The sequence below is a fragment of the Ulvibacterium marinum genome (assembly GCF_003626755.1).
GTDB classification, from domain to species: domain Bacteria; phylum Bacteroidota; class Bacteroidia; order Flavobacteriales; family Flavobacteriaceae; genus Ulvibacterium; species Ulvibacterium marinum.
In genome coordinates, this window is the sequence record NZ_RBCJ01000007.1 from 1 (window position 1) to 15,443 (window position 15,443).

General features: G+C 43.9%; 11 protein-coding genes and 1 pseudogene. All 12 read right to left on the bottom strand.

Features of this window, described 5'->3' with window-relative positions:
- A partial coding sequence (locus tag D7Z94_RS24945; protein WP_147416006.1) for a PKD domain-containing protein occupies positions 1 to 1,769 on the bottom strand: 1,769 nt, incomplete at its 3' end.
- 466 nt (positions 1,770 to 2,235) lie between these two features.
- On the bottom strand, positions 2,236 to 2,685 hold the full coding sequence (locus D7Z94_RS24950; RefSeq protein WP_120714394.1) for a hypothetical protein: 450 nt from the start codon (positions 2,683 to 2,685) through the stop codon (positions 2,236 to 2,238).
- A 217-nt stretch (positions 2,686 to 2,902) separates the two neighbouring features.
- Positions 2,903 to 3,271 carry a hypothetical protein gene (locus D7Z94_RS24955; RefSeq protein WP_120714395.1) on the bottom strand — a complete coding sequence of 123 codons (369 nt, stop codon included), beginning with the start codon at positions 3,269 to 3,271 and terminating at the stop codon, positions 2,903 to 2,905.
- Between the two features lie 128 nt (positions 3,272 to 3,399).
- Positions 3,400 to 3,962 (bottom strand): annotated as a pseudogene (locus tag D7Z94_RS24960) (REP-associated tyrosine transposase).
- Between the two features lie 238 nt (positions 3,963 to 4,200).
- Entirely contained in the window at positions 4,201 to 4,647 is a 447-nt protein-coding gene (locus D7Z94_RS24965) for a hypothetical protein (RefSeq protein ID WP_120714396.1), read from the bottom strand.
- Between the two features lie 7 nt (positions 4,648 to 4,654).
- Positions 4,655 to 4,819: a hypothetical protein gene (locus D7Z94_RS25730; protein WP_158594730.1), complete on the bottom strand. Its 165-nt coding sequence runs from the start codon at positions 4,817 to 4,819 to the stop codon at positions 4,655 to 4,657.
- Between the two features lie 138 nt (positions 4,820 to 4,957).
- Positions 4,958 to 5,479: a hypothetical protein gene (locus D7Z94_RS24970; protein WP_120714397.1), complete on the bottom strand. Its 522-nt coding sequence runs from the start codon at positions 5,477 to 5,479 to the stop codon at positions 4,958 to 4,960.
- On the bottom strand, positions 5,457 to 6,926 hold the full coding sequence (locus tag D7Z94_RS24975; protein ID WP_120714398.1) for an RHS repeat domain-containing protein: 1,470 nt from the start codon (positions 6,924 to 6,926) through the stop codon (positions 5,457 to 5,459). Before D7Z94_RS24975 ends, D7Z94_RS24970 begins: the two co-directional genes overlap by 23 nt.
- A 292-nt stretch (positions 6,927 to 7,218) precedes the next feature.
- Positions 7,219 to 7,677 (bottom strand): hypothetical protein, encoded by a 459-nt coding sequence (locus D7Z94_RS24980; RefSeq protein ID WP_147416008.1) that lies wholly within the window; start codon positions 7,675 to 7,677, stop codon positions 7,219 to 7,221.
- Between the two features lie 9 nt (positions 7,678 to 7,686).
- Positions 7,687 to 8,808 carry an RHS repeat-associated core domain-containing protein gene (locus tag D7Z94_RS24985; protein ID WP_120714400.1) on the bottom strand — a complete coding sequence of 374 codons (1,122 nt, stop codon included), beginning with the start codon at positions 8,806 to 8,808 and terminating at the stop codon, positions 7,687 to 7,689.
- Positions 8,809 to 9,116: 308 nt separating this feature from the next.
- Positions 9,117 to 9,545: a hypothetical protein gene (locus D7Z94_RS24990; protein WP_120714401.1), complete on the bottom strand. Its 429-nt coding sequence runs from the start codon at positions 9,543 to 9,545 to the stop codon at positions 9,117 to 9,119.
- Positions 9,546 to 9,551: 6 nt separating this feature from the next.
- Positions 9,552 to 15,416, bottom strand: a complete 5,865-nt coding sequence (locus tag D7Z94_RS24995; protein ID WP_158594731.1) for an Ig-like domain-containing protein — start codon at positions 15,414 to 15,416, stop codon at positions 9,552 to 9,554.
- Positions 15,417 to 15,443 lie beyond the last annotated feature (27 nt).

The following is a 15,443-nucleotide window of genomic DNA, read 5'->3' on the forward strand; positions in this document are numbered from 1 at the left end:
GCGTTATCGGCATCTGCTTGGGTAGTATGGTAGCTTACCGAGAAATCGGCCGGATCCTGTCCGTCCAGTACCTCATTGTCCTTGGTGGAGAGGTCGAAGTCAAAAAGCCCGTCCGTGTCCGTATCGCAGACCGTCCGATCGGTTACCGGATGCAGTACCGGGGCCTGTTTTACCACGAGATCGAAGCTTGTTATATCGTAACAGGCGGTATTGCCATTGTTCGAGATACGGGCGAAGATGGTCTCTACGGGATCTGTGTTCACATACATCGTCGGCAAAGGGTTTGTCCCGCCTTGGGCGTCCGCAAAGCTTGGGTAGTAGGCCACCGTAAAGTCCGTAGCGGGCTGTGCGCCCAAAACCTCCGCATCCTTTGTGGACAGGTCGAATTCGTAATTCGCGGCCAAGCTACAGACCTCGTAGTCCGCCGCCGGGTTAGCCGTTGGTGTTTCATAGATGGTAATTACTTCCGACTCAATTCTGGTCCCGGAGGCCGAGGTGACCGTTGCGTTAACGGTATAGCTTCCTGAGTTGACGTATATATGGGATGGACTTTCCTCCGTAGAGGTATTGCCATCTCCAAAATCCCAGGTTACCGAGAGAATAGGCTCCGTAAAATTTAGTTTGAAATCTGTAGGTGAACCGGAACAAAATTGATTCACCTCAAAGGATACCAGGAAGAACGATTGGATAAAAGGAGGAAGTCCATAATGCGATAATCTCCCATTGAGGTCTACGGCAAACTTTACAAAACTACAAGCCAAACCAGGATTGTTGGGCGCCTCGATAACACTTAAATGGGTCTCATTGCGATGGGTCATATAAATTTTTCCATCCAGGGCCAATTGAAGCCCTCCAGTAAAATCGCCAATTTGTTGATAAATAAGTACTTCGCTTGACCTCAAATCGGCACTTTCCGTATCATATTGATATAGACTGCCGTAGATATCGGTTATATAAAGCATTCGACTATCCGGCGAGAATTCGAGTCCGTAGTAATCGCCATCAGGATCATCGGCCGCAATTCTCAAGTTGCTCAAGACACCAGTTGCACTGTTGAAATCAAAGACCTCCACGGTATTGTAATAGTTGCAGGAACCTATTTTGGACCCGTCCGGAGATGCCTTTAGATAACCCAGGGCCTGATCTCGTAAATAGGCTTGGGAAAGATCTACGCCAATATTCGTATTGACCGGGGTTGCGGAGACGCCCATATCCGTGACCAAGTAGGCCATATAGGTATCGCTCCACCGTTCATGGGCCAATACCCAGATATCCCTACCGTTGGCATGCTCAACAGCGGTCAATTTTTCGGCTACCCTACTCCTGAGCTGTACATTCTTTACCGCTGTAACATCGCCCAAACCACCATTAAGGTTCATATCCACCTCGGAGTACATCAATCCGTCCGCACCGCCAACATCATCCACCGTAAAAATGTAGAACAAGGTAGAAGAACCTGGCCGGGGTACTATTATAGCCGATTGGGTACTGGAAAAATCCCCCATTAGACCATTGCCATTGGGCATTACCTGATGATTACGGTTCCATACATGGGTTCCATCGGTATAGAACAGAATGTTGCCATTAGGGTCCGATATGGTAGCGCAGCCTTCCTCAGTGTCCAACGCCCCATCCGTTAAGGCCACAGGGGCCCCGCTATTAAAATCCAGCCCCGCATTGTGGCCAAAATACCAAATGGCGGTTTCTTTCTGGGCGTTTAAAACGAATGAAAAAACTAGGAAAAAAACCAGGGGGAATACGTTTTTCAAGGCAAGGTTTGGTTTTAGTACTAAATTGCTATAAAAGTACAAAAATAGTGGGTAAAATACTACAAAACGAATTGGTTTTAGATGAAATGCAAGGGATTTCGATGGGAGGTCACGAAAATGACGAACTATGAAAAACCCTGCGTAACCTTTATATTAGAATAAGAACCGCTATAAAGGGCTTATAGATTGCGCCAACAATTTTGAGCAGTGTCAATTTGGAACCTTATTCGCTTCCAAAACCTTTTGCAATCTGCCTTAAAAAGCTATAAAAAGAGTAATAAACCAGAACAGGCCTTGGAATAAAGGCCTGTTCCTTTTGTAATGCATTAATTATTATCTTACACTTCTAGAAAATTCACAACATGCCAATTTGGAACATTATCCTTCCCTAGTCTTTCAATTTCCCGGTTATGTCCAGCACACAATTAAAACCTCACAGATTAGGGTCACAGCATTACATTATCTCTTATTCTTCAACACCAATAAGTTTTCGTTTGTTAAACTCTTTGATATAATCAGCCTTGGTGATATTATCATTTATATAATCCTCCATAGTTTTACCCTGTAAAATTTTTGTGTATTCTGAACTCATTTTACCACCGGATATTTTTAAACTATTTCCTGAAACAATAAACTCAAAACTAAAGATTGTATCCTTTTTGTTCTCTTCAAGGACGAACAATTTTCCTTCAGCTATTCGATAATAATTGGAAAATATTATCTCGTTAACCTCTTCCGAAAAAACATTAATTGTTTCGTCATCAATGAAGAGTTCAGTATGAATCTCAGAACTGTCATCAGATTCAATACTTTTCCAATTACCTAGAATGCTATCGTTTTCAGTTTTAACAACATAACTAATTGATATTAGAATTAATCCAATAATTATTATTGTTAATGCTCTTTTTAAACCCATATTAATCTTTTATTTTGTTCTAAAAGTTTTTATGCCAAGCGCCAATGGAACACTTTTCAGTTCCAAGGCCTTGTTTAATGGGCCAGAAAAACCTATCAAAAAAGGCGATAACCAGAATAGGCCTTGATTACAAGGCCCATCTTTTTTATGATTCATTGATAATCAGTATACACCTTTAGAGAATTTGTTAAGGTGCTACTTTAGGACACTACCCATACTATCTTCTAGTAAGTACAACGTTTTTAAACTTTATCCTGTTTCTGTTTATCACTTCAAGTTTATGTTCTTTATCTGGCATATTCCCTGAGGATAATATTTCTCCAATATCATCTGACTCATTACATTTTAGGTATACGCTTTGCCAGTTCAGCTCCCAAGAGCCTTCACATTTAGGGTTAGCATCTTGAGACTTTATGGAGAACACAAAAGTATTATCAGGCCTTAAGTTTAGACTATAGCTAACACTAATAGTTTTGTTTGCAGTCTGCTTTTTATAAAATTCTCCCGCCATATCAGATTGTAAAATCTTTGATGCTCCACAAGAATACAACAAGCAAACAACACCTAAATGAATTAATTTTCTCATTATCTTTTAAAATAAATTGTTGGTACCATACGCAGATTAAGATTTGAAGGTTGTTTCCTCAAATTGGCCCCTCGCTACCGCCAGTTTATAACTGGTGGCGCACCTCATACGATAAACGAACATAACCGCTATCCCAAAAAACCAATATCACCTATTTCCAAAACGGTTTTATCCTCGGCAAAGTTTCTGGCACTACTGTATTTCCATTCTGTAGGCTCGGTAACAAAACCTGATTCCACGGGGTTGTTGTGGATATAATCGATTTTTTGTTTGATGACCTTAGTACTCCATAATTCAATGGGTCTGTTATGGTGTTGCCAAAATTGATACTTCGAAACATTGCCCTTTTTCTTGCCCGCTCTTTCGAACATTTGTAAAAGCCATTCCCTTCTACTTTCTTGTGGATTCCCTTCAATCGCCTTTACAACCTTTTTTGAAGTATGTTTCTTAAAATCACGTAATACCCCGGAGGGGTCCTCGTTCTCGGAACGAAAAACAAAATGGACATGGCTTGGCATAAAACAATAGGCATATAGTTCCATCCCATCCCTTTTTCCTTTCTACAATGATTGATACTCTCCGCCAGTATCTTGAAATACTCCTGTCTCGTAAAGACATCGATCCAATGGATCGTGGCAAAGGAAACAAAATAAGCAGCCGAAGGATTATGGAATTTATAATTTCTACTCATACGTTAAAAATACGAAAGCCATGGAATTTGATTACAGTTCTTACAAATCTACGGTAGACTGCTTTGAGCAGTGGAAGAAAGCAATTTGACCACCAGTCACAGACTGGCGGGAGCGGGGAACCAAGACAGGCCCTGATTGCAGGACCCGTCATTTTTTAATCCATTGATAAACGAAATACAATTCTAAAGCTCACAAAATTTTCTATTCGGAAAAGCTACCGTTAATCACTAAGGATAGTTATTGAACAGTATCCTTTTCAAAAACAAATCCTGTTTCATAGTATATGTAAATCTTTTCCCTATACCCATTTCTTGACTTTTTCCATATTACGCTCGGCAATAGACTTTTATCCGGTTTATCCAAGATACTGTCAACCTGGAACATAAAACTATAATTTAGCCAGTTGGAAAATCTGAGAGTATTATCTGGTTCTTCTGACCATTTACCTGTATTTTTCAAAATGGGACTTACTCCTATTCTAAAGCTAGATTCGTCCTTAAAAATTTGTTGTTTAAAAGTATTGTCTCTATTAATGGTCAAAACTTCCGTCTCATATGAGGGGTATTGGAATATATAGTTTCCATAAAAGTCCTTAGTGATTTTATCGGGTCTTAACTGCTTCCAACAAGATATGTTAGTAAAAAGAAGAACTGAAAAGGTAATTACTTTAATAAAGCGTTTCATATGTGAATCAGTTTTGTATAAATTTCCAAACCTCCATATTATAGTTAACGTTAATCGTTCTGAATTGACCTTTGGGCCCATAAGGATTTGGTTTAGGATATACTGCAGTGGGGTCTTCTATATCGTACCCACCTGCTGTGGCCGAAAGTCTGGTACCTGAAGTCGCTGTCATATGGTCCCTTATTACTACGCGTATCTTAACAAAGGAACCTTTATCCGTATTGACTTTTTTAATAAAGCTAACACTAGCAACAAAACTACCATGAAAGCCACGTGCGGGGGACCTTTTTACTAGTATAAATTTTTACAATTATTTTGATTTTGGAACTTTAGACGAACTAATTAGTTCGTCTAAAGTCATGTAGGAAGCATCCTTTATTAATCTTAAACACTTGGTCTCTTTATTTTCTAAAACAACCCACTCCGGGTAATTGGAGTCTATAAGTAAATTGTCAAACGTATAAAAACCGTTCTCAACCAAGTTTCTTTTCATTTTAAATTTTTCAGATTTCCCCAATTTTTTAAAATGAAACGTTATTCTAAATTCCGAGTAAATGTCAAAATCACTCGGTACGTCGTCTTCTTTTTCCATTAATGACGAAAAAGCGTTGATTCTATAACCCAAATAATCTTGATTTGAAGAATCGATAGTTACTTTAACCAAATAGTTTATTTCTCTTAAATCATAATTACTCTTGAAATAATCTATATACCCATGTGTCGTGCTATAAATATCCAATGCACACTGTTCCTCTTTACAAGAGGCAAAAAACACCACCATTGGAACTACAGTTGCCAATATACATTTTCTAATACTCTTTCCAACCATCATATCGCGAATTTATGAAGTGAGGATATTTTGAATTTACCCCTCTGTTTCTGTTCGTTTTGTCTTCAGGACTAGGACGTCCATACCCCAAGTTAGGATTATTGCGGTCACCTGGATGGGTGTGTACCTTTGCAACCTTGCTTCCCAGAACATTTCCTGTGAACGCATCCTTTACTTCGGAGCTGTTTCTTGGACCTACCACATCTTTTGAAGAAGAGGAAGTATTCCCTAACCATGGAGATATGGCCAATCCAGTACCCTCAACTTCTGGAGTATCAAATTCCCATGCACTTAGTTCTATTTCAGAACTAAAAGAAATAAACTCCATAACCTCTAGGCCTTCTTGTTCAAAACCTTCGTTAAATACCAAACCTTCATTTTGAATATCGTTTTCAGCAATGCCGTCTTCATCCAACTCTCCAGCAACATCCTTTATATTACTAGCCTCCTTAGAAAAAGTCTTTCTGTCACCGTCTTTTTTGAATTCAGCTTCACCATCATCATTTTGTTCCCAAGTACCTGTATAAATAGTATCCGTATCATCATTAGTCTCCTTTAAAAGAACTAATGATCCAGTTTCTGTGTCTAGTCCATAGTCATCCAATAGACCTGATGGGTCTACCCTCAAAATCGGATTATTCTGTACAAAGTTGTACGGTGTCAGCCAATCTCGTTCTTCCGCTAGGGGGTCAATGGATATAAACCTTCCAATGGCTGGATTATAGTTCCTAAAGTCCATTTCATAAAAATCAAGACCTAATGATTCCTCTAACTCTACCCCTTGGAACTTCCATTTCTGCGCCGTGCTATTTCCATTGGGTGAAATGACATCATTATATCCCTGATGTTTCAACCCATAGGGATAGTAATTGTTCTCCTCCACAATCTCCAACTGGCCGTTGTCATCCGTATAGCTCAACCGCACGTTGCCTAAATGGTCCAGATATTGGTAGACATAGTCATACCCCTCGACTGCGCTCGGGGTGACATAACCCTCTGGATCGATAAAGTAGATCGGGTTGTCAAAGGCATAGTTGTAGGGTGAATGCCTACGCATCTGATCCGCCAAGGGATCGATGTTCATCCACCTACCCAAGGCCGGATCGTAGTTCCTGGCCGTAATATCAAGCCATGCAAGGTCCAATTCATCCTGCTCTTCCTTCCCGCCATAACCGTACTTGTGGTTGCGGCCGTTTACCACACCATTGTACCCCATGTGCTTTAGCCCGAAAGGATAATAGTTGTTCTCTTCCCGGATCTCGGAAGTAGCTACACTACCATCTCCGTCATCGTCCGCAAAGGACAAACGGATATTCCCCAGATGGTCCTTGTACTGGTAGATATAGTCGTACCCTCCGGATCCGTCCGGCTCAATGTAGCCCTCGGGGTGGTTAAGGAACTGCAGATTTCCACCTTCATACACAAAATTACCTGCATAATCGGTTGTCACAGAACTTCCGTCGGTAACCGTTTTTTGTAATTTGATACCGTTGGCGTCGGGAATACCATTAGGATTTCAAAGAACTTTTACGAGATGAATGTCAAGCGCCAATTTGGAACACCATGCAATGCCAAAGCCTCATTTAATGGTCTCTAAAAAGCTACCAAAAAGGCGATAGACAAGGACAGGCCTTTATTATAAGGCCCGTCCTTTTTATAATCCATTGATAATCAAGTTATACTTATAATAAATTTACAAAAGCGCCAATTTGGAACATAACCGAGATTGACTTATTATCGCATTAAGCCCAACTTTCCAACCTCCAATTATTCTCTAAATTTTCTATCAATAAAGTATCGTTCCATATACCCCAGGGAGATATTTTTTTTTGTTCTGCGGTCAGTACTTCAACCGACTCCCGTTTCCAAGTTTTAGAATCGATAATTTGCCATCCGCTATCAAACATATGTTCTGTTCTGTAATATCGGGGACAAGAAAAGTCTTTGGGCAAGGGAACATTTTCAACAAAACTCACAATCTTCTTTTTGTATGCTGCGCTCAAGGGAAAATCAACATAGTAAAATTCCTCCGATATTACATCTTTGATTGTTTTAGGTTTCTGCTCTAGTAAATGATAAAAAACCTTAACTTTTTCAACCTCTGAGGTGTCTTTGGGCAACTTTACGCACTGTAAATATCCCTTGCCTTTAGATGTTTCTATTTCAAAAACATCTCCTAATTCTAACTTCTTTTTTGTCATTGTAATCATCTATTTAATCCCAACTGTTTCTAATAATTCATAGCCTCTTTTAAGAGCCGCCGCATATTTAGGGTTAGTTTTAGCTATGCTATTTATCTTATTCAGTAACTGTCCTGTCTGACCTTCTTTGCCTCCCAATTTATAAATTTCAATCAGTGCTTGTTCTACTGCACGCGCATCCGCTTTAGTTAGATTTTTCAGTAAAGGCTCTATTATAAAGCCTCTAGTCCTTAGGTGTTCAGCAGCTCTTCTAGCGAGATTATTAGTGATTCCTACATATCTGAACCCTTTGGAGCCTTTAACAAAATAAACAATGTATTTCGCAGTATTTTTTATTCCTCCGATAAGTGGAGAGATTTCAAATTCTTCAACATCTTTGCTATATTGGAGTACAAAACCTTCTGGTAAAGTTTCTAATGAGCTTGAGAAAAGGTCGTCAATTTCTAAATATCCTCCTTCTGAGTATTTTTTCCCTTTTTGCTCTTTCCCAATAACATTTTCAGCACTTCTCTCATTCAGATAAATATTGTCATCCCCATCGTCCTTATAATCTATTATTCTACCTGTATCATCAACTACCGTGGAAGTAATATGTTGCGGTCCAAAATCCGTTGCACCAATGAAGTCATGATTATCATCTTCATTTAATTCGTCTGTTGCATAAGGTGCCATCCCGTCCGGATCTATATAAAATATCGGATTGTCAAAGGCGTAGTTGTATGGCGAATGTCTCCGCATCTGGTCCGCCAAAGGATCTATGTTCATCCACCTACCCAAAGCCGGGTCATAGTTTCTAGCCGTAATATCAAGCCATGCCAGGTCCAGTTCGTCCTGCTCTTCCTTGCCGCCATAACCGTACTTGTGGTTGCGGCCGTTTACCACACCTTTGTACCCCATGTGCTTTAGCCCAAAAGGATAATAGTTGTTCTCCTCCCGGATTTCGGAAGTAGCTACACTACCATCTCCATTGTCATCCGCAAAGGACAAACGGATATTTCCTAAATGGTCCTTGCACTGGTAGATATAGTCGTACCCACCGGATCCGTCCGGCTCAATATAGCCCTCGGGATGGTTAAGGAATTGCAGATTTCCACCTTCATACACAAAATTACCTGCATAATCGGTTGTCACAGAACTTCCATCGGTTACCGTTTTTTGTAATTTGATACCGGTGGCGTCGGGAATACCATTAGGACTTCAAAGAACTTTTATGAGATGAATGTCAAGCGCCAATTTGGAACACCATGCAATGCCAAAGCCTCATTTAATGGTCTCTAAAAAGCTACCAAAAAGGCGATAGACAAGGACAGGCCTTTATTATAAGGCCCGTCCTTTTTATAATCCATTGATAATCAAGTTATACTTATAATAAATTTACAAAAGCGCCAATTTGGAACATTACCCCCCATGAGGATGGCTTTGCTTTAAAAAGTTTAATCCTAATTTGCAAGACCGTTTAACCGCTCTATGTCTTTTAACAATTTACTGTCACTAGAAGCAAATTCCCAAAAAGAAGAATCGCAAAGTTCCACAATGTATTTTGGAGCTTTTAACGAACCATTCTTATAATTCTCCAAATTGTAAGATTTTATTCCCTCTTCTGTATCTCCTCCTATTAATAATAGGTTGGTTAATTGAACATTAGGGGGCGTAAGCTTCTGTAGAAAAGAAGAATCAACAAAAACTCCAGAGCTCTTATTTATATCATTTTCTAGCTTTTGCATAGGGGTTGCTTCAACTTTACCAAATCCGTCTATCCACAATATTTTCCAGTAAACTTTGTTGGAAAGCTCTACTTCATTAATAATATCCATTAAACCGATGTTTAAAATACTATTAGAAGTCCCATTTAATTTGATCTTTTTCATAATTAATTATTCTTCTAAAGGTTCTGCTTTTCCTCTTTGTTGGGTACCCCCTGTCTGACTTTCATTGTATTTATGCTGATGAGGGTTTGAATGTTCATTTGGTCGACCATGATCAGTAAAATCAACATCCCTGACAGGTTTTCCTTCTGAATCAAATTCCCTTGCCTGTTTATAATTACCATTTCTTCCTTCTTTAGTTCCAAGTTGGGTATGTGACGTGCCTTCCGCTTCGGGATCGGGTTTTGGCTCGCCATTTTTATCTCTTCTTAAGGAATCATTACTTGTTCTTTCTGAATTTGACGAGCCCTTATTGGAATCGGCCTTCATGTTATCAATGGTGTTGCTCATCGTATTCACACCAATGGCCGTAACAGCTGCTCCGACAGCCATGGTCGCACCACTTGCAGCTGCTCCTGGACCACCAACGGGAGCACCTACGCCAGTAGTGGCCACCGCAGCGGATGCCACAAGACCGGCACCGCCCGCTGCCGTCATTCCACCTCCCTCTATTGTGGTTATCACCGAGATAGCGATTGAAGTCGAATGACCTGCAATCCTACCGGACCTGAACTCTTGCGATCCCGTATCGTGTTTATTCCTGAGATTGGTCCCGAAAACGTTGTCTGAAATGGTCAAAAGGAAACCTTTTGCACGATCGCAGCAACCTTGGGGCTTCATACCGTCAGGATCCGCAAAATAAATAGGATTGTCAAACGCATAGTTATAAGGTGAGTGCCTACGCATCTGATCCGCCAAGGGGTCGATGTTCATCCATCTACCCAAGGCCGGATCGTAGTTCCGTGCAGTCACATCGTACCACGCCAGATCCATGTCCTCTTGGTACTCCTTACCGCCAAACTTCCAACGCTGGGCCACATCATTACCTAAGGCGGAGACATTACTATTATACCCCAGGTGTTTCAACCCGAAGGGATAATAGTTGCTCTCTTCCACAATCTCTAACTGTAAGTTTTCGTCCATATAGCTCAACCGTACGTTCCCCAAATGGTCCACATACCGGTATACGTAATCGTAAGACTCTTGTATTGCGCCTGGTGTAACGTAGCCTTCCGGGTGGGAGAAAAACTGTAAGGTGGTACTGGTGGCATTGCCCTCATAGATGTAGTTTCCACTATATTCAGTATGTACTTCAGAACTTCCCTCGGTCGCAATCTTTTTCAATTTCACGCCCGTGGCGTCGTAAATATAGGCAATTGTTCCGTTATTTCCGTTACCATTCACCACAATAGTTGTAGGAAGGTTTAGATGGTTGTAGGAAATGGAGGTTATCCCCTTATTGGCGTCGCTAATCATATTTCCGTTATCGTCATAGGTATAGTCCGTTCCAGTGGGGTTGCCGTCCAAAAAGCCGGTATCTACCGTACTGATGTCCGTTACCGTCTGTAACTGGTTGCCCGTATATTGGTAATCCAGATTGTCCATGGTGCCAAAATCGGCGCTACCGCTCGGGTTGGCCACCAGGTTCCCCTTCCGCATCAGTTCGGTAATATTTCCGTTCTTGTCATACCGCACATTGGTAAGGCTATACCTGTTGTCTGTTGTATCGTCCGTGGCGGACGTTATGCGGTTCAACGCATCATAGCTATAGGTATAGGCCGTACTTACCGTATTACCACTTGGATTGGGGCTTTGGCTATTCCATTCCGTTCGGGAAATATTGCCGTTGTACAGCTTTTTGCTCGTGTCCGCAATATCATTGTACTGTAGCGCAAAACCATAGAGTTGGCTGCCCAGATTGCCGGGATCATTGATCTGCTTTAACCAACCCAGCACGTTATAGGTATAGGCTACCTGTTGCAAGCCCGTGGATTGCAATACATTGGCCTGGCTGTCCCCGCCTACTTTTTTCTGTTGCAACAGCCCCAGATCATCATATGCGTTCAGTACTATCAGTTCCTGCCCTCCGCTTACGGCATTGGGGTCTATTCGCAAATGGGCGCCGGGCAAGAGGGTGGCATTGGTAACCGTAATACTGGTACCGGCCACCTGCTCGGTACTTACCGTAGTTCCGGTAAGGCTCAAATCGGCCGTTCCCCCACTACCTGGGCAGGAATCGCCAAGCGTCCCGTCACCGATACATTGGGTCTGGGCCAAGAGGCGACCTACATGGTCATAGGTATAATTATCGATTGTTACGATCGTGGTACCGTTCTTGGTATGGGCACTCCGCATTTTTTGGGGCCTACCGGCAAAGTCCAGCTGGGTCTCAACGACATCTATGGCATTGAGGTATTCGTTTTCGCCATAGGTATAGATCGGCCGTGCCTTGTCATCATAATAGGTAAGGGTAACAATCCAGTCGGCCTGTCCTGAGCCCGCCGAAGGATCCAATACCTTTACCTTGGTCACCGTGGCCAGACCTTTTACCTGGGTGGTATTGGTCGCTACACTTCCCAAAAGCGTGACCGAGGCAGGTGCACCGGTGGGCATATCGATATTGGCATAGCTATCATAGTAGCTTATCGTCAAGACCTCTGTACCGGTGCTGTTCGGATAGGCGCCATTGTCATAGTAGATTTCTACGTCATCGGTAAAATTGGCGTTCTGGTCCGAAGTCTGTCGGCTTACCCAGAGGTCACCGGAAATACCTTCGGCATCGGTCTGTACCTCCGTACGTGTTTTGGCCGTACCCCCGTTCATCTCAATAGCCTTACCCGTATAGGCCACGCGGCCAAAGGCATCGTACTTGGTAAAGAGCCATTCCCCAGTAGCCCGCTGATTGGCATCCTGGGTCATTATGGGGCGGTCCAATTTATCATAGACGATGTATTCCTTTTCCTTGCCCGGCAGTTGTTTTTCCACCAAACGGTTACGATGGTCATACACATAACGGTAACCCAGATCTGGCATCGCCGTATTGATGATTGCAAGGGTGGCCGTACTGCCTTCCATCTCCGGGGTCAATACAAAACTGAGATTGCCATAATCGTCATAGATATAATAAGTATCATGGGTGGTAGTCTCCGGAGTGGGGGATCCGGAAACGGCATAATGTCGCCTAAGCAAGATACGGCCCTGTTTGTCCTTAAATTCTTCGGTGGTATGCAATTTGGAACTGGTACCATCATGATTTTCGTCCCGGGTTATGGTCTTGCTCAACTCCCGTACCGGATAGTAACCGTCCTCCACCAGGGTGGGCGTATAGGTTTTGGCGGCAAAAGCCAGGGTGACCTTAAAACGGCGGACCTCATTGGCCACATTGGTCTGGTAGGCCAGTTCTTTTTCATGGCCGTTGCCCAATTTCCAATCCTCCCCGGGCATGGCCTGTTTGTCCACGCGGTTCAAGGGCGAGGCCTCATAGCCCTGCTGACCAAAGGGGTTGATGTCCGCCACATTGATGCCTACGAAATCGTCGGCATAGCGGTTCTTGTAATACTGTTTGGTCAACGCTTCCACATTGCCGAAGCGGTAACTTCCCAAGGTACTGTCCGGTTCCAGGAAGGGCAGCCATTCCTTGTCCTGGCGGCCGTAATCGTCATAGCCCATATGGGTGATGATGTCCAAACTGTCCGGGGACTGGCGAATGGCATTCTGCTGCATAGGCCGTCCCAGCCCATCAAAATAGGTGATGTCCTGAATATAGCCATCATCCTCCAAAAATTTGGCGTTGGGTACGGCACCGGCCCGTTCCACTTGGTAATTCCGGGTATAGATATAATTCTGGTCCGCCAATTCGGTAGCGGAACAAACATTGCCCGGCGAATAGAAATTGGGACACTGATCCAGGGCATTGCCCACATAACCTGCGGGAGGGGTACACAATACCGCACTGGCACTACCGGAATCCCCCAGGCCGTCCTCATCCAAATCCTCATACCATATCCGGGCATCCTGAATCAGTGGGTCGTTGTCATCGCAATCGCCCATAGGGAGTATGGCATAGGTATAATCAACACCCGGGCTGGTACAGGAAACCTGGGAAGAAACGGCATGGTCGTCATTGTCCGCATCCAAATACCAGACTGTATCCGGGTTTATATACTGGTTGTCATCATCGCAATCGTCCAACGGAAGTACGGTTTGGGTATAGCCGGGACCGGGATCGTTGCAGTCCACCGTGGTGGAAACGGCATGCTCATCGCCATCGGCATCCAAATACCAGGTAATCCCGGTGGTGATGGTGGCGGTAATGGGATGTTTGGTCCCCGCAAAACATTCCGTTTGCGTATGATAGCTCTCCGCATAATAGATAGTAGTAGCACTTATGCTGGGAGTGGTATAGGTCAGCCCAGTAGCCAGATAGTTGTCGCCGGAATCATACCAACGGATGGTATTGCCATGCTGGCCTGGAGTAGCACTCAACGTGAAGGTGTTGGTACCACATTTGCTTTCGCCATTGCCCGAGGCCACCAATGGAATGGGATCAACTCGTACACTAATGGGCTGCCTTACCACGATATTCGTAGGACAACCGAAGGAGTTCATCAAGGTACCGTCCACATAATAGATCTTTTCGCCGTTTACATCCATATCGGCATAGGTCAAGGTAGGTTGAAAACTAGCCCCTACATGTACACTAGATCCCCCAGTGACGGATTCGTACCAATTGTAGGTACTGCCGGCCTCCCCGCCGGTGGCGGTCAAGGTAAAGGTGGCCGATCCACAGATATCCATGGCGGCCGGGGAATCGTCTCGAAGATTTAGGGTCCGTACATCCGTTTGGTCGCTATAGGTGGCGGTAACCTGTTCCCGTGGGCCGATACAGCCGTCGTTGTTGCGTACGGCCACCCAAAAACTCTGGGTCTGCGCCGTAACCGTATAGGACGTCCTATACTCTCCCACCTGACTCACGATCTGGGGGGTGACCGTTCCGGAACCGGTGGCACTGGTATACCAGATATGCGCATCGGTGGTACCGGTGCCGGATTCCGCTTCTAGAACAATGGTATCATCGCATTGATTACTTGCATTTGTAACGAAAGGAACAGAAGGGAGGGCATTGATCATTGCCGTTACGTTTCTTTTGGTCCCCTCGCAACCGTCCACCAGTATGCTTACCTGATAGGTGCGGGTACTGGTTATGGTCCCCGTGGAAAAGGTACTTGACGAACTGGTCTGGGCAACACTTCCATTGGGATTGTACCAACGGTAGGAAGCTCCCGAAGGGGCACCGCTCGCGGTAAGGTTGAAGTTGGTGGGGCCGCAGTCCTCCACATCGGAGGCGTTCGGGGTGGGTACGGGATCCTTGAAGCTTACCGTAATGGTCTTGGTCTCCGTGCGGGTACCACTATAGCAGTTGGTACTGGTCATAGTGGCCCTTACCCAAAAGGTGGTATCCCCGTTGCCGCTGTAGGTCAATGTGGGGTTATAGCTACTCCCCGTATGTACCGGGGTACCCGAGGTGTTGGAGGTAGTGTACCACCTATAGGTACTGCCACTGCCCCCGCCCCCGGCACCGATGTTGAAGGTGGCCGTAGGACCACACTGTTCCCCGCTGTAGTTCAGCGTTAGCGAGGGTGGAGTGGTATCCGGGGTGATAAAGGTGACCTGCACCTTGGTCCGAGCGCTCTCCTGGCCGCTACTGTTCCGAGCTGCCACCCAATAGGTGCCGCTTTGGGTCATTGTTTTTTCCGTTGTATATAGCGTAGTCGGAAAACCGGGCACTACGATATCATGTGATGCCGTCTGGCTACCGGTCTGTGTAGTATACCATTTGTGGGTAACTATACCTCCTGAAAAATCGTTTTTATTGGAGGTCACGGCAAGCTTTCTACTCGAGTTACATCCATTGGTCACATTTGCCGTACTTGTAGTCGGTGCCGGGGGGGTTTGGGAAAAGCCAAATGCACTGATCATCACAGCGATTAAGAACATCTGGTATTTACATGGGAACTGAAATAAATTCTTCATGATATTGGGGGTATGTTTTGTTATCGA